This window comes from Chitinophaga silvisoli (assembly GCF_003412465.1).
Taxonomy (GTDB): Bacteria; Bacteroidota; Bacteroidia; order Chitinophagales; family Chitinophagaceae; genus Chitinophaga; species Chitinophaga silvisoli.
Map to the genome: position 1 here is coordinate 17,938 of NZ_QTJV01000022.1, position 25,079 is coordinate 43,016.

17 protein-coding genes are annotated in these 25,079 nt (G+C 46.5%); 6 read left to right on the top strand and 11 right to left on the bottom strand.

Going from position 1 to position 25,079, the window contains the following annotated elements:
• Positions 1-91: 91 nt before the first annotated feature.
• Together DXN04_RS33185 and DXN04_RS33190 are read right to left on the bottom strand one after the other, a co-directional pair.
• Entirely contained in the window at positions 92-1,267 is a 1,176-nt protein-coding gene (locus DXN04_RS33185; protein WP_116857733.1) for a FecR family protein, read from the bottom strand.
• A gap of 110 nt (positions 1,268-1,377) precedes the next feature.
• Positions 1,378-1,929, bottom strand: a complete 552-nt coding sequence (locus tag DXN04_RS33190; protein ID WP_158569289.1) for an RNA polymerase sigma factor — start codon at positions 1,927-1,929, stop codon at positions 1,378-1,380.
• 380 nt (positions 1,930-2,309) lie between these two features.
• On the opposite strand from DXN04_RS33190, the gene DXN04_RS33195 reads away from it, so the two are divergent.
• The 5 genes from DXN04_RS33195 (at position 2,310) to DXN04_RS33215 (ending at position 13,728) form a co-directional block, all read left to right on the top strand.
• Positions 2,310-3,287 carry a glycoside hydrolase family 43 protein gene (locus tag DXN04_RS33195; protein WP_116857735.1) on the top strand — a complete coding sequence of 326 codons (978 nt, stop codon included), beginning with the start codon at positions 2,310-2,312 and terminating at the stop codon, positions 3,285-3,287.
• Positions 3,288-4,258: 971 nt separating this feature from the next.
• A complete protein-coding gene (locus DXN04_RS33200) occupies positions 4,259-7,372 on the top strand; it encodes a SusC/RagA family TonB-linked outer membrane protein (RefSeq protein ID WP_116857736.1) in 3,114 nt (1,037 codons plus the stop codon).
• 8 nt (positions 7,373-7,380) lie between these two features.
• The gene (locus DXN04_RS33205; RefSeq protein ID WP_199415196.1) at positions 7,381-9,006 is read left to right on the top strand and encodes a SusD/RagB family nutrient-binding outer membrane lipoprotein; all 1,626 of its coding nucleotides are present in this window, start codon (positions 7,381-7,383) and stop codon (positions 9,004-9,006) included.
• A 106-nt stretch (positions 9,007-9,112) separates the two neighbouring features.
• Positions 9,113-12,394 carry a VCBS repeat-containing protein gene (locus DXN04_RS33210; RefSeq protein WP_199415197.1) on the top strand — a complete coding sequence of 1,094 codons (3,282 nt, stop codon included), beginning with the start codon at positions 9,113-9,115 and terminating at the stop codon, positions 12,392-12,394.
• Positions 12,395-12,396: 2 nt separating this feature from the next.
• Positions 12,397-13,728 carry a vanadium-dependent haloperoxidase gene (locus tag DXN04_RS33215; protein WP_116857737.1) on the top strand — a complete coding sequence of 444 codons (1,332 nt, stop codon included), beginning with the start codon at positions 12,397-12,399 and terminating at the stop codon, positions 13,726-13,728.
• 32 nt (positions 13,729-13,760) lie between these two features.
• Here the strand turns inward: DXN04_RS33215 and DXN04_RS33220 are convergent, their stop codons facing one another.
• Genes DXN04_RS33220 through allB form a run of 6 tightly spaced genes read right to left on the bottom strand, consistent with a single transcriptional unit; the run spans position 13,761 to position 19,178 of the window.
• A complete protein-coding gene (locus DXN04_RS33220) occupies positions 13,761-15,107 on the bottom strand; it encodes a DUF6986 family protein (protein WP_116857738.1) in 1,347 nt (448 codons plus the stop codon).
• 11 nt (positions 15,108-15,118) lie between these two features.
• On the bottom strand, positions 15,119-15,457 hold the full coding sequence (gene uraH, locus DXN04_RS33225) for a hydroxyisourate hydrolase (protein WP_116857739.1): 339 nt from the start codon (positions 15,455-15,457) through the stop codon (positions 15,119-15,121).
• Entirely contained in the window at positions 15,454-15,924 is a 471-nt protein-coding gene (gene uraD, locus DXN04_RS33230) for a 2-oxo-4-hydroxy-4-carboxy-5-ureidoimidazoline decarboxylase (RefSeq protein WP_116857740.1), read from the bottom strand. Before uraD ends, uraH begins: the two co-directional genes overlap by 4 nt.
• Positions 15,921-16,655: a (S)-ureidoglycine aminohydrolase gene (allE, locus tag DXN04_RS33235; RefSeq protein WP_116857741.1), complete on the bottom strand. Its 735-nt coding sequence runs from the start codon at positions 16,653-16,655 to the stop codon at positions 15,921-15,923. The genes uraD and allE overlap by 4 nt, the downstream gene beginning before the upstream one ends.
• Before the next feature lie 4 nt (positions 16,656-16,659).
• Entirely contained in the window at positions 16,660-17,865 is a 1,206-nt protein-coding gene (locus tag DXN04_RS33240) for a M20 family metallo-hydrolase (RefSeq protein WP_116857742.1), read from the bottom strand.
• Positions 17,862-19,178 (bottom strand): allantoinase AllB, encoded by a 1,317-nt coding sequence (gene allB / locus DXN04_RS33245; RefSeq protein ID WP_116857743.1) that lies wholly within the window; start codon positions 19,176-19,178, stop codon positions 17,862-17,864. Before allB ends, DXN04_RS33240 begins: the two co-directional genes overlap by 4 nt.
• A gap of 53 nt (positions 19,179-19,231) precedes the next feature.
• Between allB and pucL the strand changes: the two genes are divergently transcribed.
• On the top strand, positions 19,232-20,068 hold the full coding sequence (gene pucL, locus DXN04_RS33250; protein WP_116857744.1) for a factor-independent urate hydroxylase: 837 nt from the start codon (positions 19,232-19,234) through the stop codon (positions 20,066-20,068).
• Positions 20,069-20,150: 82 nt separating this feature from the next.
• Here pucL and DXN04_RS33255 read toward each other — a convergent pair whose 3' ends face one another.
• From DXN04_RS33255 to DXN04_RS33265, 3 genes are read right to left on the bottom strand one after another with little or no spacing between them, the layout of a single operon-like run.
• On the bottom strand, positions 20,151-21,179 hold the full coding sequence (locus tag DXN04_RS33255) for an XdhC family protein (protein WP_116857745.1): 1,029 nt from the start codon (positions 21,177-21,179) through the stop codon (positions 20,151-20,153).
• On the bottom strand, positions 21,142-23,436 hold the full coding sequence (locus tag DXN04_RS33260; RefSeq protein WP_116857746.1) for a xanthine dehydrogenase molybdopterin binding subunit: 2,295 nt from the start codon (positions 23,434-23,436) through the stop codon (positions 21,142-21,144). Before DXN04_RS33260 ends, DXN04_RS33255 begins: the two co-directional genes overlap by 38 nt.
• A complete protein-coding gene (locus DXN04_RS33265) occupies positions 23,433-24,839 on the bottom strand; it encodes an FAD binding domain-containing protein (protein ID WP_233525743.1) in 1,407 nt (468 codons plus the stop codon). The genes DXN04_RS33260 and DXN04_RS33265 overlap by 4 nt, the downstream gene beginning before the upstream one ends.
• Between the last annotated feature and the right edge of the window lie 240 nt (positions 24,840-25,079).

Consider the following 25,079-nt stretch of genomic DNA (forward strand, 5'->3'; position numbering starts at 1 on the left):
GGATTGTAGACATAAACAATAGTCTCTACGTGGTCATAACGGAATTGTTTTAAATAATTACAAAATACATCTCCCCTTTAGCCGGGATTGATTAGTGCGACGTGGCAGGTGAAACGGTCACATTGTGGCCATTTACCTCAAAATGAACCCTTTGGGTGGCTTCGAGTGCTTTGAGCAGTTTACCGGCATCTTCCCTGCGGGAGATTACTCCTGTCAGGTCAATATCGGATACATCGCCATTATAAGCTACCTCCATATCATACCACCTGGATAGCTGACGCATGATGGTTTTGATATTGGTGCTCCTGAAGCGGAACTTGCCATCTTTCCAGGCAAGGGTCTGTTCCAGGTCAGCGGGAGCAATGGCGAAGGTATTGTCTGTCAGACTCGCTTCCAGTCCGGGCTTCAGTACGTTTTTCTGGCTGCCGTGCTCTACTTGTACAGCGCCTTCTATAAGGGCGGTTTTTACAGCTTTTTCATCGGCATACGCCATGATGTTGAAACTGGTCCCTAATACTTTTACGGTCATATCCTTTTCAGCAGCTTTCACCTGTACTGAAAAGGGTTGGTTGGATTGTTGGACGATTTCAAAATAGGCTTCGCCTGTAATGCTTACCTGCCTTTCCTTTCCGGTGAATGCGGTTGGGAAACGGATACTGCTGGCGGCATTGAGCCATACCTTGCTTCCATCGGCAAGGGTCAGCTGGTATTGGCCACCGTGAGGAGTAGTGACGGTATTGTACATCACCTCATTCCCTCCGTTTGCCTGGTAACTTAACTTACCATTCTTATTGCTGATCTGCGTGTTTCCCTGTTGAGCCAGGGTGCCATTTGCGGCGCTGTCGAGAGGGATCTGAGTACCATCAGCGAGGGTAAGCATAGCTTTGGTGGAACCTGGAGCCAATACCTGTGTTTTGACAAGGGTAGGGGCCTGCTCCGGATCTTTCCTGTACAAAAGACTGGTAGTCAAAATAATACCGGCAGTTACAGCGGCTGCGGCATACAGGTAGAAACGGCGTTTGTTTTTGACAACTGTCAGTATCTCAGGCTGATCCGCCTGGAAAATGGCATCAAGTATAGCACTATGGTCTTCATTTTCCCAGCCGGCGGAAGGAACGTCACTCCGGAGGGATTGAAGAATGTCGGCACTCAGCAGCTCATCATGTTCCCCACTATCAATAGCGTCGAACAGACGATTTTTATCATCTGGTGTGATGGTATTCTGCTTATACTTATCAAGCAAGAATTTTAATTCTTGTGCTGTCATAATGGTAAAGACGTGTTTGGAGAATAAAAGGAGTATGCTAAGAGAAAAAAAATTTAACTTTTTTTTGAGAGGGGGTTCAGGATCCCGGGAGAGGGCTTCCCAGGCGCATTTTAGATGCTTTTCCTCACAAAATTCCGCACTGTCTGCACAGCAATCTGCATCTGTTTTTTCACGGTATGGATGGATATATTGAACTTATTGGATATTTCTTCATTGCTAAATCCTTCCTTCCTGGCTATATATACCTTCTTCCGCTCCGGGGGCAAGGCAGCAATCGCCTTTTCCACAATGACGGCATATTCCCTGTCCTTGACCCGGTAATCCGTATCATTCACTATCGCTACCTGCTGGTGATATAATTGCTCATACGCCTTCATTCTCACGGCCTGCTTCTTAAAGCCGTCAAAGACATGATTGCGGGTCAGAATAAATAAATAGTCAGAAAAATCTTTGATTTCAGGCAATACCTCCCTCTTTAGCCAGATCTTTAGAAAAACCTCCTGCACGACTTCCCGTGCCGCCAGATCGTCTTTTAGATAAAGCATGGCCACATCAAACACCTGTTTACTGTATATATTGAAGACAAGTGTAAAAGCAGACTGGCTTCCTTCTCCTATCTGCTGCAATAGTTCCCGTTCCTCCTGTATGAATGAATCTTGCAAAATTCAATCGTTTGAATGCTGTAAATCCTCGCTAAAATTAGGAAGATACCCTGTATATGCCCAAATATTTATTTTGGATGTATTGGCAAGTCGCAGCTGTCAGGACAGATATTAAAACCTGGATGTAATTGCATAATAACCGGAACCGGCAAATAAATAAAACAGTTAGAAGATCTGAAACTAGTTATGCGGGCTGTTGCGGAACAATAGAATGATGATGAAAATGCAAATTAGTACAAATGCTGCAAAGCGATCTGTTTAAGTACCCGCCGCTTATTAACATGGTGTCTTAAAGCCTTGCTGTGCAACCCCATGGGTAGGGTACAGGAAAAGATAAAACATCTATATTGTGTTTTATTTCAAACAGGAATCAACTCACTATGAGAAAGGCAATCACGTTATTACTCGGGGCCATCGCCCTCGGAAACCCGCTATCTGCTCAAAAAAAGCAAAGCTCCGGCAACCCAATTGTTCAGGGTTGGTATGCCGACCCGGAAGCTGTGGTATTCGGCAAAGAATACTGGGTCTTCCCAACCTATTCTGACAAATACGAGAAACAGGTGTTCTTTGATGCATTTTCGTCCACAGACCTGGTCAACTGGAAGAAACATCCTAAAGTCCTGGATTCCTCCAATGTAAAATGGGCTAACCGTGCCATGTGGGCACCAGCTATCGTAAAAAAAGACGGAAAGTATTACTTCTTTTTCGGTGCCAACGATATCCAGAACGATAACCAGAAAGGGGGAATCGGTGTGGCTGTCGCCAGCAAGCCCGGTGGTCCTTACAAAGACTATCTCGGCAAGCCGCTCATCGATAAGTTTTACAATGGCGCTCAGCCCATCGATCAGTTTGTATTTCACGATAAAGATGGCCAGTACTACATTATATACGGTGGATGGCAGCACTGCAATATTGCCCGCTTAAAATCTGATTTCACAGGCATCGAACCATTTGCCGATGGTCAGACCTTCAAAGAAATTACCCCCAAAGGGTATGTAGAAGGTCCCTTCATGTTTATCCGCAATGGCAAGTACTATTTTATGTGGTCTGAAGGTGGTTGGGGCAGCCCGGACTATAGCGTTGCCTATGCGATTGCTGATAGTCCCATGGGTCCATGGCAGCGCATCGGCAAGATCTTACAGTCAGATCCCGCTATTGCTACCAGCGCAGGACACCATTCTGTCATCAATGTACCCGGTACAGACAGATGGTATATCGTCTACCACCGTCGTCCGCTTACAGAAACAGCTGCTAATAACCGCGTTACCTGCATTGACGAAATGCATTTCGATGATAAAGGGTACATTTTACCCGTAAAGATTACAAAAGAAGGTGTAAAGGAGGATAAGATAAAATAACATAGTCCGAAAGGAAAAGTAATACTCAGTAAACATTGCCATTACTTTTATTGTTAGTATATCAAAGTAAACGTTTACAAAGAGTTACACTATAAAAAAGGGGGTACTTTTTGTATCCCCTTTTCGTTACACGGCCTTCCATTTTTTGGAATATTTATAGGATGGAAACAATAAATAATGCTTGTTTTCACCGGGTTTTGCTAAAACGGTTTACATTCAGCCAGAACTTGGTAAAATAGTATTTGTTTAAGCGCGTAAATGGTGATAATTATGTACAACTTCTTGGTGATTGTAGAAAATGTTAAAATTTCTGTACTTTGGAAGTGAAATTACACAGTGAGTAAATGAAAATCTACAACGCGAAATGAGAAACTCCCGTCGTGTGAACTTGGTGGATAGAATGGTGAAAAACGGTCATTATATATTTGGTGAAAAAATAGAATCAGTGTTGTCATTTTAATACTTGTCATTTTAAAATGTACGGCAACAGTAACAGTGAAACTTTAAAATTTTCCAGAAAAACGTAACAACAACCAAAAAATGCCCTCTACAACTATTGACTGAAAAGACTATTGAACGAGGGCCAGTTTAAGAAGTATTCAAGGGGAGAACATGTAGCTGCTGAAGATCTAACATTGTACCAATGAACAAGCATTCTTAATCAAAAAATTTCTTTTGTGGTATTTAACTACCAGCCTTGCTGTGCACGTATGTGAAGCAAAAAATGCTGTCATGCACACTAGCCTGTAGTCACAACATTACATACTGTAATCTGCAATTCCTATCCATGTGGTAGATGAAATTCTCTTGCCTTAAAAGAAGGCGGGCCGACCACGTATTTTCTAAAAACGAAAATTTTATACAGAAACCAAAATGAAATGTAGAACCAATGCGGAGCCGCTAGCCCGTTGTCAATCTGAGAAAGGAGTGCACACCACTCATTTATTACCTAACCAAAAACTAATTCGATAATGAGACAACTTCGTTTGCTGATCATCGCAATGTTGCTTTCAACGGCAGCATTTGCACAAACTAGGCAGATCACCGGGAGTGTTAAGGATAGCAAATCCGGAGCTGGTCTTCCCACTGTAACCGTACTGGTTAAAGGAAAGAGTGTAGCGACAGTTTCCGGTGCAGATGGATCTTTCACACTAAAAGGAGCACCGGAAAGCGCTTTTCAATTACAATTCTCACTTGTAGGTTATACTACCAGGACAATCGAAGTAGCTGCAGGACAAAATTCTGTGTCTACTACGCTCGAAGAATCTGCCACACAGTTGGGTGAACTGGTTGTAACAGCTCTGGGTATCGCAAAAGATAACTCAAAGTTAGGTTACTCAGTTGCCAAGGTAGGCGGTGAGCTCATGACCAAAGCACGTGAAACAAACGTTGCACTCTCCCTGGGTGGCCGCGTTTCCGGTGTGAATGTACACGGTTCCGGTGGTGGTCCTGGTTCTTCTGCACGTATCCTGCTGCGTGGTATGCCAAGTATGAACTCCGGTGGATCTCCACTGTTCGTAATCAACGGTGTTCCTATGGACAACACTCAGCGTGGTAGCGCAGGTGAGTGGGGTGGTGCTGATGCCGGTGATGGTATCGGAAACCTGAACCCTGATGATATCGAAGATATGACCGTCCTGAAAGGCCAGGCTGCATCTGCATTATATGGTGCACGTGCTGCAAACGGCGTAATCCTCATTACCACCAAATCTGGTAAGAAAGGTACTTTCTCTGTTGATTATAACATGAACTACGCTGTAGATAAGGCGATCGACTTCACCGACTGGCAGTATACCTACGGTCAGGGTACCGGTGGGGTTAAACCTGCAAACGCTTCCGGCGCACAGGGTACTACCCGCTTAAGCTGGGGTGGTAAACTGGATGGTTCTTCTTTCACTCAGTTCGATGGTAAATCTTATGCATACTCTGCATACAAAGACAATATCAAGAACTTCTACCGCCCAGGTCCAACCTTCACCAACACTGTGTCTATGTCTTCCGGTGGTGATAAAGGAACTTTCCGCCTGTCACTGTCTAACCTGGACAACCAGTCAATCGTTCGTAACTCTGGTCTGAATAGAAAATCTATCAACCTGAACGTTGATCAGAATATCACACCAAAATTGAACGTGAAGGTAATGGCGAACTACATCGATGAGCTGCAGAAAAACAAACCGCAGCTGTCTGATGGTCCGCTGAACGTGAACAACGGTCTGTTCATCGCTAACAACATCAATGAAAAAATCCTCGATCCGGGTTATGATGCAAATGGTGCTGAAATCCTCTGGACAGATGATAACTACGTAACTAACCCATGGTTCGTTATCAACCGTTACATCAACAACATCGGTCGTAAACGCCTGATCTCCGCTGTAACTGTTAAATACAACCTGACTGACTGGTTATACGCCAGTGGCCGTGTTGGTTACGATTATGAGAATGACCGCATTCTGAAGATCGAGCCTACCGGTACTGACTATACCAAGAACCAGAACTACAGTAACCAGACTGGTAGCTACAACCTGCAGACTCCATTCTCCGGTCAGCTCAATGGCGATGTGTTCGTAGGCGTTAGCAACAAGAACATTACCAAAGACCTGGTGGTGAGCGCTGTAGTAGGTGCTAACATGCTGAAAAATAACACTGAAAACATCACCATCAGCGGTGGTCCTTTCATTGTAAACTACCTGTATACACCTACTAACGTTTATACCTTTAACAGATCTTACGCTTATACTAAAAAGGAATCTCACTCAGGTTACTATTCAGTTGACTTAAACTGGAAATCATACCTGAACTTAAGTACCACCGGTCGTTACGATGCGTTCTCTACACTGGCAGGTACCGGTATTCCTAACAGCCAGGTAGGTATCTTCACACCATCAGTATCCGGTAGCTTCGTGTTCTCCGAACTGACCAAGATGCCTAAGATGAGCTACGGTAAGATCCGCGCAAGCTACGCACAGACTTCCGGCGAGCCGGTTAAACCTTACCAGACAATGGTTTACTACGGCCTGGAAAGCACCATCAATGGTATTCCAACCGGTCGTTTCAGCAATACACTGCCTTCCGGTCTGCTGAAACCATTCACCGTAACAGAGTTTGAAGTTGGTGCGGAACTGAAATGGTTTGACAACAGATTAGGCCTGGACGTTGCTTACTTCCACCGCAAGACCAAGAACGAAATCATGAGTGCTAACTTCAGCTTGTCTACCGGTTACAACGCTGGTTATGTACCAACTGGTAGCACTATGAACAAAGGTCTGGAAGTACTGATCAATGGTACTCCAATCACTAACAAAGATTTCAACTGGAACGTATCATTCAACTTAACTTCAGTTAAGAACGAAATTCTCCATACTGACAATAACAACAACACCATCACTCTGGGTACTGACCGTCCTAACCACGGTTCTATCTATACCGCTTACCAGGTTGGTAAAGCAGGTCCTCAGATCCTGGGTTATGACTACAAAATGGATGGTAAAGGTAACATCGTAGTAGATGATGCTGGCCTTCCTTTACAGGGTGATCTGAAATCATGGGGTACTGTACTGCCTACACTGTATGGTGGTCTGAACAACGATTTCAGCTATAAGAACATTACCTTCTCATTCCTGATTGACTATAACTATGGTAACAAAGTACTCTCTGCTACCAAAGCATATAGCATCTACCGTGGTCTGAACAAAGAAACCCTGAATGGCCGTGAAACTGGTATCACTACCGGTGTATACGAAAGCGGTGCAACCAATACCAAATCTGTAACATCTCAGGCTTACTACCAGGCTATCTTTAACAGAAACATCACTGGTCCGCTGAGCGTACTGAATGGTGACTATATCAAATTACGTCAGCTCACCCTGGGTTATACCCTGAGCGAGAAACTGTTCGGCAGTGTTCCGCTGATCCGTTCAATCAACGTTTCTCTGGTAGGTCGTAACCTCTGGACTATCATGAGAAGATCCGGTATCATCGATCCTGAATCCGGTTTCTCTACACTGGTTACCTATGCAGGTATTGAAGGTACAAGCGTTCCTTCTGCAAGGACTTATGGTGTGAACGTTAATGTCAAATTCAAATAAGATAAGTCATGAAAAGATACTTCATTTATATAGGTCTGGCTGGTTTGTTGATGCAATCAGCTTCATGTACCAAGAACTTCAACGATATCAATACAGACCCGACGCAAACAAGTGCTGATCTGTATAATCCAAACTACCTGCTCACAAGTGCGCAGCATGCTTTCAGCTCCCAGGGGTACAACATGTTCCTGTTCGAGGGTTTCTGGACGCAGATTATGGCATCTACCTCCTCGCTGACTTCCAACTACCTGTCTAACGGTGACAAGTATGTAGCTACCAGTGGTACCTCCGACTACCAGGGTCGTATCTGGAATACCGATTACGGTTCTACAGACCTCTACTACACCGGTGCCGGTAACCTGGTGTCTGAAGCGATTACCCTGACCAAGGATGATCCGAGCAAAGCAAACCTGACCGCAACCTGTATGATCATGAAAGCCATGATTCTCCAGCAGGTAACGGATGTATATGGTGATGTGCCTTATTCTCAGGCATTCCAGGGTAAGACAGGCGTTACACAGCCTGCTTACGACAAACAGGAAGAGATCTATAACTCTATCTTTAATGATCTGACTACTGCTATCGGTATGTTCGATGCCAGCAAAACACTGGTAACCGGCGACCTGTACTATGGCGGTGATATCACTAAATGGAAAAAGTTCGCTTACTCCCTGATGCTGCGTGCAGCAATGCGCCTCACCAAAGTAGCACCTGCTACCGCCCAGACATGGGCTGAGAAAGCAGTGGCAGGTGGCGTATTCACCAGCACCGCTGATGATGCGTATATCAACGTTCAAAGTACCAATGGTCACGATAACGCACAGGCCAGAGTATATGGTACTGACCTGTATCAGACAAGATGGAGCAAAACCCTCATCGACTATCTGAGAGATAACAATGACCCAAGATTAGGTGTGGTATCCGAAGTACCGCAGGCTGGCCTGGCTGCTAATAAAGTAACCACTGCCGGTAACACAACTCCTTCTGCTCAGTTAGGTTTACCAAATGGTTATGACCTGAACGGTGGTCCTACCGATGTAACCAAAGCACCAAACTATGCTGGTTCTACCGGTACCGGTGATGATGAAACACCACTCGGTAAATACTCCCGCCCCGTGGCTTCCGTATATACCAACCTTAACTCTCCAATCTTTGTGCTCACTTATGCACAAACTGAATTACTGCTGGCTGAAGCTGCTGTAAGAGGTTGGAACGTAGGTGGTACTGCTGCTACTCACTATGCTGCTGGTACCGTGGCTGGTCTGACTTCCCTGGCTACCCTGGGTTCCGCGCTGACCATCTCTTCTACCACAGCTACTGCCTGGGTAGCTTTACATCCGCTGGATATAACATCTACCACCGCTTCCCTGAAGCAGATCAACGAGCAGTACTGGGCTACTACCGGTATTCAGTTCAACTATATCGAAACATGGTTCAACTGGCGCCGTTCCGGCTATCCTGTACTCACTCCTGTTGTGTACGATGCTAACTTCACCGGTGGTCAGATTCCAAGAAGACAACTGTACCCTGTTACAGAAGCTACACTGAATAGTACAAACTATAAATCAGGTGTAAGCGGTCTTTCTGCAGGTGATACCTGGGTATCCCGTGTATGGTGGGATCCGGCTTCTTAATAATGTTTGGTTCATGACTAGTTAGATATAAGAAGAGTTAATGCGGCATAATACCGCATTAACTCTTCAACTTTAAGAATGGGAACACTTGAAAAACTATTTATCCATGCGTTATTCCACCTCCTTGCTGGCCCTCATGATGGCATCCTGCATCTCCACTGCCATCCATGCACAGCAAAAGCTCTTCCAGCAGCTTCCTTCCAAATCTACCGGCATTAAGTTCTCCAATCCCCTCAATGAAACAGAGGGCCTGAACGTATTGCAATACGAATACTTTTACAATGGTGCCGGTGTAGCCGTAGGTGACCTGAACAATGATGGATTACAGGATCTGTACTTCACTGCAAACATGCAACCCGGTGCACTCTACCAGAACCTGGGCAACATGCAGTTCAAAGACATTACCAAAGATGCCGGCAAAGGCATCGGCGGCAAAGCTGATAGCTGGAAAACAGGGGTCACCATGGCCGATGTAAATGGCGACGGACTACTTGATATCTACATCTGCTACTCCGGTAAGCGCGATGATGCTGCCCGCCGCAACCAGCTCTTTATCAACCAGGGCAACATGAAATTCGTGGAGAAGGCAAAGGAATATGGCCTGGACGATCCTGATTATAGCACCAACGCAGTCTTCTTTGATATAGACAACGATGGGGACCTGGATATGTTCCTCCTCAACCACAGCACCAACAAAATCGATAACATGGAGTTTGCCAGGTACAAGGCACTGACCGACTCTCTCGCCGGCAATAAACTCTATCGCAATGACAACAATCACTTCACTGATATCACACTCAAAGCCGGCATCATTCAGAACCCACTTACCTTCGGACTGGGGATAGCTGTAGCTGATATTAATAAAGATGGTTGGGAAGATATTTATGTAACGAACGACTACAACGAACCAGATTATCTATACATCAACAACCATGACGGTACGTTCAGCGAACGTACAAAAGAAACTTTTAAGCACCTGTCGCACTTCTCCATGGGAGTAGACATTGCTGATTATAACAACGACGGTTTACCGGATGTGCTGACACTCGATATGCTCCCTGAAGATAACAAACGCCAGAAACTGCTACAGATGGAAGAGAGCTACGAGATGCACGACCTGATGAAGTCACAGGACCTTTATGAGCAGTATATGCGCAATATGCTGCAACTGAACAATGGCGATGGTACCTTCAGCGAAATCGGTCAGCTGGCCGGTGTCTCTAACACTGACTGGAGCTGGTGCCCGCTGCTGGCGGACTTTGATAACGATGGTTATAAAGACCTCTTTGTCACCAATGGCTACCTGCGTGATTATACCAACAAAGACTTCCTGCGCTACTGGGGTGATTACAAAGTGAAGAAAGCGATGGAGCGCGAACCCATCAGGTTCATGGACCTGATCACCGCCATGCCGGTTACACCTCTGAAAAATTATATCTTCCGCAATAACCATGACCTCACTTTTTCCAACAAACAACAGGAGTGGGGCATTGATCAACCCGGGGTTTCCAGTGGTGCTGTATATGCTGACCTGGACAACGATGGGGACCTGGACCTCGTGATCAACCGGATCAATGATCCGGCTGGTATTTATCAGAACATGAGCAGGGAGCAGGATAAGACCGCTTACCTCTCTTTCAAACTGCACGGCGAAGGAAAGAATACACAGGCCATCGGTGCCAAGGTATATGTATATGCCAATGGTATCCAACAATACCAGGAAGTAAATCCAGGCAAAGGTTACCTGGGTGCCGTTTCTACCCAATTATTATTTGGTCTGGGCAAGGCAGCAAAAGCAGATTCTGTACTGATCGTATGGCCCGGTAATAAAGAGCAACGTATGAAAGATGTAGCTGCCAACCAGCTACTGAAAGTGGACTTTGCACCAAACGCTGCTTTACCACCTGCTACAATGCTGAAACCTGTCTTTACAAAAACGGATGGCCTCATCGACTACAAGCATGAAGAAATGCAGGCAAACGACTTCAAACGCCAGTTGCTCATGTTGTTCATGTATTCCAAAACAGGACCGGTCATTGCAAAGGCCGATGTAGATAAAGATGGTAAAGAAGACCTCTATGTAAGTGGCAATGGAGAACTGCCCGGTCGCATCTACAACCAGCTTGGGAATGGCAGCTTCGAAATGAATAAAGGCATGAAGCTGGAAGACCCGGCTGAAAACTGTGTGTCCGATGCGACCTTCTTTGATGCTAACGGAGATGGTTACGCTGACCTGTATCTCGCCATGGGTGGTTACTTCAATTGCGATCCGAATACACCTATGTTGCAGGACGAACTGTTTATTAACAATGGGAAAGGGATACTTGTGAAAATGAGTGAAAACCTGCCTGATGTAAGCGCAAACAGTAAGTCCTGTGTACGCCCCTGCGACTTTGATAATGACGGGGACATCGATCTCTTTGTAGGTGGTCGCGTAATACCCGGCCAATACCCGCTGTCACCGCTATCTTACCTGCTGGTAAATAACGGCAAAGGTAAGTTCACAGTAGCTGATGTACCGTTTGCCAAAACCGGTATGATCACAGATGCACAATGGATAGACCTGGACAAAGATGGCCGTAAAGACCTGGTAGTATGTGGTGAAATGATGCCATTGTCAGTATACATCAATAAAGGAGATGGCTTCAAAGATAAAACGAACGATTACTTCGATCAGCCGCAAAACGGTTTCTGGTTTAGCCTGGCTGTGAAAGATGTGGATGGTGATGGCAATGATGACCTCATAGCCGGCAACCTGGGACTAAACACCCAAATCAAGGCTTCTCCGAAAGAGCCTGCTGAATTGTATTATGCTGACTTCGATAAGAATGGAAATATTGATCCCTTCCTGAACTACTATATACAAGGTGTAAGTTATCCTTACGTGAGCAGAGATGAGTTAAATGACCAGATCTACCCCATGCGTAAGAAATTTACTTCTTATAAGCACTATTCAGATGCCACTATGAAAGACATTGTTGCACCGGATGATCTGGCGAAAGCAGGTAAGCTGACCGTGACTGAAACCCGCAGCCTGTGCCTGCTGAATAAGAACGGCAAACTGGTCGTATCACCTTTACCAATGGAAGCACAGTTCTCAGTAGTTACCAAAATCCTGACAGGTGATTTCAATGAGGATGGTAAGCCAGACCTCTTATTGCTTGGTAACCATTGCGACAACCGGCTGAAGCTGGGTAGTTTTGATGCCAGCTATGGTTGCCTGCTCAAAGGCGATGGCAAAGGCGGATTTACTTATGTGGATCAGTCAGAAGCGGGTATTTGCATCAAAGGCGATGTAAAGTCCGCCAGCGAAATCGCCATCAATGGAAAGAACTTTGTGGCAGTTGGTGTAAACAATGAAGGTATCTCACTTTATAAAGAAAAATAAGTATGAAGAAACTCATCTTTGGATTGTTACTCGTTAGTCAGCTGGGGCATGCGCAACAGCAGTACGACAAGGCACCTTTTACCGATTATATACAACCGGCAGTATTTTCTCTTTCCATGGTGATGATGCACGATGTAGTAAATCCGCCGGCAGCTACACGTTTCTATAGTTATGCAACGCTGGCAGCTTACCAGATCATTGTAAAGCATAATCCTTCCATACCAGGTGCAGCTTCATTTATAAAATCCTATCCTGCCATTGCCATACAGGATAGTGGCAGAACCTACGATTATAAGGTGGCATCTGTATATGCTATCTTAGAAGCAGGTAAGCAGTTATTACCTTCCGGCTATATGCTCACAGAGGATGAGAAGAAACTGATCGATCTCTTTAAGAAAGACCAGGTACCTGATAGTATCATTAAGAACTCTGTGATGGTGGCAGAAGGTGTGGTAAAGCAAATCGTAGCATGGTCCAAAGGAGATGGCTATGGTAAGCTCAGTACCCTTCGCAGGTATACACCGCTGAAAGGAGAGGGGTACTGGTATCCTACACCACCTGCTTATATGGACGCTGTGGAGCCTAACTGGCGTACCATCCGTCCGATGGTGATTGATAGCTGTTCACAGTTTAAACCAAAACCGATGACAGCTTTCAGTAAAGATACCAGCAGTGATTTTTATAGGCTGAATATGGAAGTGTACAAGTATGGGGTAAATCCTACAAAAGAGGAAATGACCATTGCCGGTTTCTGGGATTGTAATCCATTTGCAGTAAGTACTTATGGACACATGGCAATCGGGTTTAAGAAAATCACCCCTGGTGGTCACTGGATGAATATCACCGGTATTGCCTGCCGCAAAGCAAAATTAGATTTTGACCAGACTTTGCAGGCACATATGCTGGCTGCCAACGTGATGATGGATGCTTTTATTACCTGCTGGGATGCAAAATATAGTACTAACAGGATTCGTCCAGAAGCCTTTATCAATAAGTATATTGATGTAAAATGGAAGCCGAATTTACAGACCCCTCCATTCCCTGAATATACAAGCGGACATAGCGTGGTATCTTCTGCAGTGGCCACAATGCTCACCTATCTGTTCGGAGATAATTTCGAATACACAGATAATTCAGAGGAATTCTGGGAGCTGACACCCCGGCATTTTACTTCGTTCTGGAATGCAGCAAAAGAGGCCGCAGTGTCACGTATTTATGGTGGCATTCACTATCGTGATTCTGTGGATAATGGAGTGGATCAGGGAACGCGTGTGGGTACCTTTGTTGTGGAGAAAATTAAAAAAGCAGGGATAGGGCCCCTGGCAAAGAACTAATTTTTTGCCATCCGCCGCCCTGGCCACCCATATCAAATAGACAGTTTCCTTCTACCTTCCAATATTCTGAAAAACGACCTCGTCCTGATCTCCTCCATCGTCAGGCCCGTCGCCAAAACTTCTTCCTCAGAGACTGCACCACAATTAATGGCTTTGAGGAAGAAGTTTAACAATCCCTGCCCCGTAGCCGCATCATCAAAAATATCCTTCGTCAAAGTAGAAATCGCCGCCCGCTCCACGAACGTTTTCAACCTATACACCGCATCTTCATAATTACTCAAAAAGAAATGATAAGTCGCCGCATAACGCATGGGCAACTGTGCCGGGTTCAGATCCCATCCCTGGTAAAACCCGTTAATCAGTGAATGCATCGTATGGTGATACCCCGTTCTCCAGGCCCTATGCACATGCTCCCTGTTCTCTTCCAGTTGTGCATAAGACAAATGATCTCCTTTATGCAAGGCTACAGGGATCACATTCGTTGCTCCATCAGAAAGAAAAATTCCCGTTCCGCCCAATGCTACCTTCGTCATATGATGTGCAAAATCACATACCGGGTGCGCCATCGTCTGGTACTTCGCGGTAATCCCGCAGGAAGCTGTATAATCATAAGTGCCAAAATGCGCTGCAATACATCGCCCTTCGCTCGCCCTGATTATGCGCATCAATGGATTTCGTCCCTCATCATCCATAATGATCTGTGTCGCTTCTACCATCGTCTCCATCTGCAAGGTACCGGGTTCCAGCGCATGCACTTTCTCTAATACTTCAAAGAAGCGAACCAAAGTACTCACCTGTTCAGGAATCGTCACCTTTGGCAGCATTACCACGAAATTAGCTGGCAATACCCCGTTCGTATGTTGCAATAATGTACTGATAAACAGGTCCAGCGTACGCACACTCCGGTGTTTCAGGTCCTCCGTAAACGGCTTGATCCTGATCCCGATAAACGGGGAAATGGTGCCGGCCTCCATACCTTTCGCCAGTTCAATAGCCGCTGCTACAGCCGTAGCATCTTCCTCCTCATCAGGCCTGTTCCCAAATCCATCTTCAAAATCAATTCGAAAATCTTCCACAGGCTCTGTCTGTAATTTGTGAATGATCTGCTTGTAAATGATCTCTGCCAGCCGGTCATTTTTCCATTCCAGTGCCATGGCCAGTACACCGCTATCCGGTGCATAAGTATGAAAATGGTGCAGGGCAATTTCACCCATTTTAATACAGGTATCTGCCTTGAACAGATTGGCACCTCCATACACAGTATGTACGGGTTGCCGCTCAGGCCTGTCGCCGGGGTAAGTTTGCTGAAAGGCAAGGTTTGCTATTTTCAAAGTGTCCAGCAGGGCATGTTTGTCCGATTCGGGGATGGATAGTTGCATAGTAGATTAGTTTAAGAACCACGGTAAGTGGAATAACCAAAGGGTGATAACAAAAGCGGCACATGATAGTGCTCATGGCTGTTGATATAAAAAGCAATTTCTACAAATGGGAAGAATGAAGTGGTAAAATTGCGTTCAAAATATTCCTGTGTATCGAAATGTAATTTATACAGGCCATGAGGCATGGTGGCACCTGCTTCCCACAGGTCGGTCACACGCCCATCATTGTTAGTGATGCCGCTTGCAAGTTGCAGCCATTCTTTTTCGTGCAATACGTACAGGGTAACGGCGACTTCACGGGCGGGGGCACCCAGCGAAGTATCCAATATATGGGTGCTTAACTGGCTCATGAAAGTAATTTTTCAAGTCGTAAGTGTGTAATCTTACCTTGCTCTGCCATGGCGATCTTAATTTCTTCTGCGGGGCTGTTATTCATTCTTGCTTTTAGCAGGGCTAACATGTCGGTAGCGGATTTTCCGCTGGCGAATACGATGAAGATGTAACCAAATTTCTCTTCATAACGCGTATTCAAACTGGCTAATTCCTCCAGGATGGCTGTGGATGCATTCGCAACACCAGCCTGCTCTTTATGCAAAGCAGGCCGGTCACCAATGCGGGGATGATGACTGAATGCTTCCAGCCCATCGGCAGGTGTACATGCCGCCCAATGCCTGGTAGCAGCATCCAGTAATGCCGTTTCACTTGCCATGGGGAAATCAGCCATCATCTTTTCCACCCATTTATGCGCGCCGCAGCATTGTTGTAATGTAGTATACAACTCGGGCTGGGCCAACTGATTGAGTGCATCCAGTGTCATATAGTACTTGGAAACCTGTTTACATTTTTGTAATAGATATACACTGCCGGTTCTTTTCCCATCGCTGTAAACCATTGCTGGCAATAAGGTGCCATCCAGATCGCATCTCCTTTTTTGACAGGGTACCATTCATGATTCAACATATACACACCCTGTCCCTGGAGGTAGAGTAATCCATGTTCCATAACATGCGTTTCTACAAATGGCAGGTGAGCTCCCGGATCATAAGTAAAGATATTCACCGCCATATCAAAAGAGAGGTCTTCCGGTAGCAATACCTGGAGCCTTAAAGCCGGATCACCCAGGAAAGCAGGTCCGGGTATATTGGCGCTGTCACCAAAGAGCAAAGAGGGTGTAGGATGTCCTTCCAGTGGTTCATAGACCTTGTGGAAACTGAGCACCTGTGTTCCTGCACTAGCACTTTTCAGCAGGTATTCTTCTCCCGGAGGGAAATATACGAACTGGCCGGCGTTGAGTAAGGTATCATTCACCGTGCAAATACCCTGTATGACATAGAAGAAAATCTGCGAAGCAGCAGTTTTGCCACTTATTACACCTTCCGCCTCCATGGTGACGAGTGTCTGACATAGCCCTGCACCCATCTGTTCATTGATGAGTACATTGATTTTACAATTAGTCCATCCGGGTATCACGCTATTCACATGGCCATCCGGGCAAATGAGTGCGTGATTACTTTTTACAACGGAACGTGTGAGTGCTGAAATCTCCATATGTTTATCTGATAAGTTGCTGAATAAATGTGCGTGCTACCTGCAGGGCTACCTCAATATCAGCCGCTTCCACATCTTCCAGCGGATGATGACTGATCCCTTTAAAGCAGCGTACAAAGAGCATACAAACAGGTGCGATGGCTGATACGGCTACGGCATCATGACCTGCACCACTGACGAGTTTTACTATTTCGGCAGATGGAATGGATTTTTCAAGCAACCCGGATAACTCCCGGTCACAAATCACCGGAGCTGTCTCCTGCACAACATGCCATTCAAAACTGATTTTTCTTTTGACGCAGACAGCATTTAGCTGCGCCAGGAGTTCCACATGTGCTTCCCTTATCATATCTATATCAGCACTTCTCAAATCAAGACTACACAATACTTCTCCCGGAATCACATTCGATGCCCCATGCACTACCTGCAAGGTTCCTACAGTCGCTACTACCCGATCGCAGTGTTGCAGCGCCCATTGTTCAATTATCAAAATGCATTCCGAAGCACAACAAAGAGCGTCCTGCCGCATATCCATTGGCACAGTTCCCGCATGGCCTGCCATCCCCTTAAATACCAGCTGACTACGCTGTTGTCCTGCTATAGCAGTAACAATTGCCACGGGAATATGTTTTTCATACAATACCGGTCCCTGCTCAATGTGTATTTCAAAATACCCCAGCCAGTCGGCAGCATCTATTTTATCATGCAATAACTGGTCCGTACATCCTCCCATCATTTGAATCGCATCACCCAGTGAAATTCCTGCCGCATCTTGTAGTGCCAGTTGTGTCATATCAAAGGCGGCGCTTAGCACCTTACTCCCCAGGTAGGTCGTATGATAGCGCACGCCTTCTTCATCACTAAAAGCAACTACCTCAATATGAAAAGGTAATTCAACGTCCAGGGAACTCACCACATCCAGTGCCATCAACACCCCCAATGGACCATCGAACTTTCCTGCATTCACCACAGTATCAAAGTGTGAACCAAATACCAGTGTACGCGCCGAAGGATTTTTGGATACCAGTCTGCCCCGTACATTCCCGATATTATCGATCCGGGTCTCCAGGCCCGCTTCCTGCATCCAGCCTGATATCAGCTGACTGGCCCGGATAAAAGCCGGTGAACCAAAAGTGCGGGTCAGGCAATCGCTGTCTTCACTGATTGCCGCCAGTTCTTCTATCCTTGCAAGTATGGTGGCTGTACTCATAATCTTAAAATGTTTTCGCCCTGGGGTGTAGCAGTATATAAGCCTTCATCATAAACTTTCACTCCTTTGAGGTAGGTTTGTAGTGCTACACCATACAGGGTTTCATGGGCATATGGGGTGATGGGGTGTTTATGTTGTAATTGTTCAGGGATGACTGTAAATGACTGATCAGGATTCCAGATCACCAGGTCAGCATCATATCCCTTCGCTATTTTACCTTTGTATGTGTGGGTACCCGCTAAGAGAGTAGGGGCGCTGCATAACCACTGCGCCAGCTGTGTAAGGGGCACCTGTCTTTGGCGGGCAGCCGTCCACAAAGCAGGCAATGCCAGTTGTAAAGATGAAATACCTCCCCAGGATGCCGGATAACCGCCCTCTTTCAGATGGGAGGGACTGGGCGAATGATCTGTAGCCACCAGGTCAATAATCCCCGATTTAAGGGCCAGCCAGAGCAGTTCGTTGTTTTCCCGCTCACGGATAGGCGGCGCACATTTAAAAGCCATATTCCCATCAGGAATATCCTCAGCGTTGAAGTATAAATAATGCTGGGCCGTCTCCACGGTCAGTGGCAGCCCTTCTGCCTTTGCTTTTACGATCTGTGGCAATGCCGAAGCAGCCGAAAGATGTACAATATGCACCCTGCAATTGAATTCGCCGCACAACCTGATCATCAGTGAAATTGCATTTTCCTCCCATACAGCGGGGCGTGAATCGAGGTAAGCGGAATAAGTGCCCACCAGGGATGCCGGCATGGGAGTGGATAACTCACAATGAACTAACAGGGGTAAACCATGTTTGGCGATTACAGGCATCGCCTTCCTCAGGTCATCTTCCGTCACATTGGGGAAATCATCAATTCCTGAATGTGTCAGAAACGCCTTGAACCCTAACACGCCTTTTTCAATCAATGGTTCCAGTTCCGCAACATTACCGGGTACAACGCCACCCCAATAGCCACAGTTGGTGAACAGGTTTGCTGACCTGATCTTAGCTTCCAGGGCAGCTACGGTCGTAGTAACCGGGTGGGCATTCAATGGCATATCTACCAGGGTGGTAATACCACTGGCCAGCGCGGCACGGGTAGCCGTGGTAAATCCTTCCCACTCCGTCCTGCCGGGTTCATTGATATGTACATGGGGATCCGTGATGCCAGGCATCAATACATAATCATGTATATCGAGTATTTTTTTAACAGCTTCGCCGGGTATAACAGTGACAACATCTGCAATCAATCCATCTTTAATCAGTACCACGGCCGGTTGCATACCATCGGGAGTAATAATGCGGTTCCCTTTTATAGCCAGGTCAAACATATATGAGTTCTTATTTAAAAATAGGCATTTAATTTTTTAAATTAGAGAAGTAAATGTTAACCATCATGATCAAACTCGGCGAAAATTCATACGGTAAAAATGCCGTACAGTTATCCAAAATCATCCGTCACCAGGATCACCATGAATTCAGACAGATCACTGTCAATGTATCCCTGAAAGGCGATTTCGAAACCGCCCATACCCTTGGTGACAATACGAAGATCCTGCCAACAGACACACAAAAGAACACAGTGTACGCCCTTGCCAAAGAACATTTTACCAGCAGCATTGAAGCTTTTGCATTACGCCTGGCAGAGCATTTTGTTCATACCCAGCAACAAGTGTCAACTGCTACAATCGAAATCGCGGAAGCTGCCTGGTCCAGGATTACCCCTCATGCTTACATCAGCGGCGGTACTGAAAAAAGAACTGCAAAGATCATCTACAATGCTGCCAGCACCACTATCATCAGTGGTATCAGCGACCTGCTCATTCTCAAAACTACGGACTCCGGCTTTGAGCACTTTATCAAAGATCCTTATACTACCCTGAAGGAGACCAGCGACCGGATCTTTGCCACCCAGTGTGAAGCCAGCTGGGTCTACAAAGGCACCCTGAGCGATTATACTGCCATGTTTGATAATATCCGTGCGACCCTGCTGGGTACCTTTGCGGGGCATAAAAGTCTGTCCGTACAGCAAACCCTCTATGCTATGGGCGAAGCGGTGCTGGAAGCTTACCCTGCCGTAAAGGAGATCACGCTGAAAATGCCTAATAAGCATCACATTCTTTTCAACCTGGAGCAATTTGGGATGAGCAATCAGAATGAAGTGTTCATAGCTACGGATGAACCTTATGGTTACATCGTAGGTACCGTCATTAGGGAGTAATTGTGCGGCTTCACCCCTTAAGGCCATCATGAGGAATTAGCCACGCCGCTATACACCAGCTTCCTTCTCTTAGTCATAATTATCAGGGTCCGGGCATATTCCGCTCCCTGATGATCTCTGCTGCAATACTAACCGCAATCTCTTCCGGGGTCTTGCTTTTTATAGGCATACCGATAGGTGCATGTATGCTGTGCAGGACCTGCGCAGGAATGCCTGCTGCCTTATACTCTCCGAATAGCTGCGTTATTTTCGCCTGACTCCCCAGCACTCCCAGGTACCTGAACTGCTTGTGCAGCAAAGCCCTGATCACAATATCATCGCTACGGTAGCCCATTGTCATCACCACCACATAATGATTGACTCCTTCAGGAATCATATCCTTTAACACACTATAATCTTCCACAATTATTTTTTCATGCGCCCATTCATTTTCCAGGAAAGTATTTAGCTGAGGCCTGTTATCATATACGTGGATATAAAATTCCAACATAGACATGATTTTGGAAAAAGCCAGGGAACAATGCCCGCCACCCACCAGGAATAAATGATCTCTATAGCCCAGCACTTCCCTGTAACACCAGTCTTCTGCAGACTGCATCACAAATCCCGGGCTGCCTGTATCATCTGGCAACTGTAAACCCTCCGGAAAAAATTGTAAACCCTCCGGAGAAAGCTGCAAACCCGCCAGTGAAAACTGTAAACCCACCGGAGAAAGCTGCAATACCCCCGTTTTAAATTGAGTGAGGCAATCCATCATCTCCTGAATCAAAGGTGCATCACACGATCGGACACGGTACAACAAAATTGTTTGCTCTCCTGAACAGATCATCCCACTCTGATCCTTCGCACTATGTTTATCATGCACCTGTCTGCGTACTGCCATGAACTCCGCATCCTGCACCAACTGTTCCCGCGCCATTTCAACAAATTTATGTTCCATGATGCCGCCTCCGATAGACCCCGCCATTTCACCCACAGCATTTACAGCCATGAAAAATCCTTGTCTGCCGGGACTACTGCCCTCACTCTGCAATACATACAGCAGCATGACAGCAATACCCTGTTCCAGACTATCACGAATCAATTCCCAGGTGACTAACTTTTTCTTCATAAGCAGGAACGGACTGTTTTGAATACAATGCCATCAATACTTTTTCCGGTGTCATAGGCGCAACAAAAGGAATAACCGCATCCGGGCGAAAAGCCAGGATCGCATCCCGCAATGCAAACCAGGCACCTATCCCATACATCAGAGGCGGCTCTCCCACAGCTTTTGAGCGGAAGATGGCCAGGTTGTCATTGTCAGTATGTAAATGGTCAATGAGGATTTCTTTGGGCACTGCATATATATCAGGTACTTTGTAAGTGGACAGCGCATTGGATAACAATTTTCCCTGTTCATTATAGATCACTTCCTCCAGTGTCATCCAGCCTATTCCCTGCACTATCCCGCCTTCAATCTGTCCCCGGTCAATATCCGGGTTCATACTCACGCCAAAATCATGCACTACTTTCACACTATCTGTTTCATAGGTACCACGCAGGCAATCGACTGTCACTTCAATGATCGCAGTACCGTATACATGGTAGGCAAAAGGATGCCCCTTGCCGGTTTCACTATCATAATGAATAGTAGGAGTAGCGTAGTGCCCGTTTTCAGAAAGGGATACTCTTTGCACAAAAGCAGTGTTTACAAGGCGTAACCAGTTCCAGTCAGTAGCAACGCCATCCAGTAATACGATTTCATTTTGAATAGATAAACGCTCCCGGCTAACGTTTAAATCAGTCACAGCCAGCAATCTTTCCAGCAAGGCATTGCAGGCAATCCAGGTTGCTTTCCCATTCAGGTCTGCCGTGGCACTCGCTGCAGAAGGAGAGGTATTGGCGACCGTATAAGTACTGGTAGCATTGATCTTGACCCGGTCATATGAAATACCCAGTGTCTGAGCCGCTACCTGCAATATTTTTGTATTCACACCCTGTCCCATCTCTACAGCACCAGTACTGATCCCTACGCTGCCATCGCTATAGATATGCACAAGGGAGCGTGCATTGTTCATCAAAGTATTGGTAAATGAAATACCAAAACAAATGGGCATCAATGCCAGTCCTTTCTTCAGCAATAGATGTTCAGCATTAAAGGCATTGATAGCAGCGCGTATATTCTCTAAATCATACAAGGCGACTGCCTTATCCCAGCAGGCGCTGGCTTCGCTTTCGGCAATCTGGCCATAGGGGAAAGCCTCACCTGTCCGGATTAAATTCGCGCTTTGAATCAGGGATTTGTCAACCTGCAAACCTGCTGCTGCAGCAGCAATGGCGGCTTCTATTACATACATGCCCTGTGGTCCGCCAAATCCCCTGAAAGCAGTATTCGGTGGTAAATTGGTACGACAGCTATAAGCAGTCGCACTTACATTGGGTATAAAGTAAGCATTGGTACAATGAAATAAAGTTCTTTGCAGAACGGCCGGAGAAAGGTCTGCGCTGGCACCTGCATTTTGGAAAAAGGTCACCTCGTAGGCGAGTATTTTCAAGGCAGCGTCCAATCCTATTTTAAAATCAGCCATATAAGGATGCCGCTTGCCAGTCATGGCCATATCTTCCATTCTATGCAAGGCATATTTCACCGGTTTCTTCAGCAGGTGTGCGGCTAGCGCACATAGGGCGGCCCAGGTATTTGCCTGGTCTTCCTTGCCACCAAAGCCTCCGCCAAGGCGGGTTACCACGACTTCTAAACGATGCATGGGAATTCCCAATACCCGCATAATGGTTCTTTGCACAGCAGTGGGTCCCTGTGTAGAGGAATATACTTTCAGCGAACCATGTTCCTGTGGAATGGCATAGGCTCCCTGAGTTTCTATATAGAGATGCTCCTGTCCGTTGATGTCGATAGCCCCTTCAAAGATGTGTGTACACTGTGGCCAGGCTGCATTTGTATCTCCCTGTATCACAGATTTGGCAGGCATGATGAGCTCACCTTTTGCCTGTGCGATTCTAGGATTGGTGATCACTTCCAGGGGATCGATGATGGCCTGGATCTTTTTCACGGCAGTCCTGGCAGCATCACGGTTTTGGGCCACAACCAATGCCAGTGGCATGCCTGCAAAGTGAATATGATGATCAGCAAAGAGTGGTTCATCCGGAATAATACCGCCAATCTGGTTTTCACCGGGTATATCCTTTGCCGTGAGGATCCGTACTACTCCCGGTATCTGCAGTGCTTCGGTGATTTCCAGTCTGCGCAGGATGCCATGTGCCACGGGAGAGCCGTAGGCCGCGGCAAAGAGCGTACCCTGAAGTATTGGTAAATCGTCCAGGTATACAGAAGTACCTGTGACGTGCGTATGGGAGTCTATATTTTTCATCGGATCAGGATGGCTGTTTCCAGCTGTGGAAACAGGGTAATAAAATGAGCCTTGAACAATTGTGCTAATAATAATCGCTTGTAATCGGCAGTACCTCTCGCATCAGAGATGGGGCTGACTTCCGTTTGTAAGAGAAACCCGGCTTCCCTGATCAGTGATTCAGTGAGCAATTTTCCTGTCATGAAGGCGGCTGTTTCCTTTAGCAGTAGTGGTACAGGGCCGACCCCGCCGGCAGCAATGCGGATGTCGTCAATAAGATCGTATTGCATGGTGATGCTGATAGCAGTATTCACGCTGGCAATATCCAGGTGAGTGCGCTTGCTCACCTTTTCAAAATTGAATAAAGTATGTTGGGAAGGCAGGTAAAACCAGAGTCGCACGATGTATTCATCGGCTGACTTGTTCAGTAGTTTATAGCCTTTGAAAAAATGCCTGAGGGGCAGTTCTCTTTCCTTTTGTCCGTCGCTGAGTACGAGAGTAGCATCCAGGGCCAGGAAGAAAATGGAGAGATCGCCAATGGGAGAGGCGTTTACAAAATTGCCTGCGATGGTGGCCATGTTCCTGATCTGGGTAGAACTGACTTTCTTCAGGTACCTGCTCAGGTAGGGGAAGTAGGCCTGCAGGAGGGGAGAAGCCACCAGGTCGGCAACTGTTGTTGCGGCCCCCAGGATACATTTGTCGCCTTCCTGCCTGATTCCTTTGAGTGCAGGTTGGTCATATAAGAACCTCAGTGCCTTTTGCCTGAGGGCATCGTGTTGTTGTACATAGAGGTCAGTGCCTCCGCCGATGGGTTTGGCGGCTACATCATTTGCAGATTCCAGGGTGCTATGCAGGGCCTCCAGGCGGCCCGGAATATGAACAAAATATGCAGGCAATATGTGGGCACCCGCAGCATATTGAGCCGGGGTGGAACCATTGCGGGGTTCTAATAATTGTGCGACCCTGGCAGCGGCTCTTTCAATTGATTTATAACCGGTGCAGCGGCAGATATTTCCATCTATGGCGGCAATGGCATTGGTCAATGTAGGTGCTTTGTGGCTCAGGCAGAATCCTGTGAGGGACATAACAAAGCCGGGGGTACAGAATCCGCATTGGGTGGCGGCACAATCCTGCATGGCATGCTGTACGGCGGTGAGGGAATTGGGAAGGTTAATCCCTTCTATGGTCACTACGTGTTTACCTCTTACGTTCCCCAGGGGGGTGAGGCAGGAGGTAAAGGACTGGTAGTGCATCGTCCCGTTTTGAAGTTCGCCTATTAATACGGTGCAGGCACCGCAATCACCTTCATTGCAACCTGTTTTGGTGCCGGGCAGGTGCTGGTGATAGCGGATAAAATCCAGCAGCAGCATACCGGGGGGAAGAGCGGTACCAATGTCGTCGTTATTGAGAATAAAGCGTAGCAATGGGGAATGCGGGTTTATTGGAAGATAATGAAAAAATCCCAGAAAAGCAATTGTTGGCACATGCTCGATGCTTGTTCGATGCTTGTTCGACTCTTCTTCGACTCTTCTTCGACTCTTCTTCGACTCTTCTTCGACTCTTCTTCGACTCTTCTTCGACTCTTCTTCGATGCTTCTTCGATGCTTCTTCGACGCTTCTTCGACGCTTCTTCGACACCAAAAGGTCACCTCATTATCCCCGGG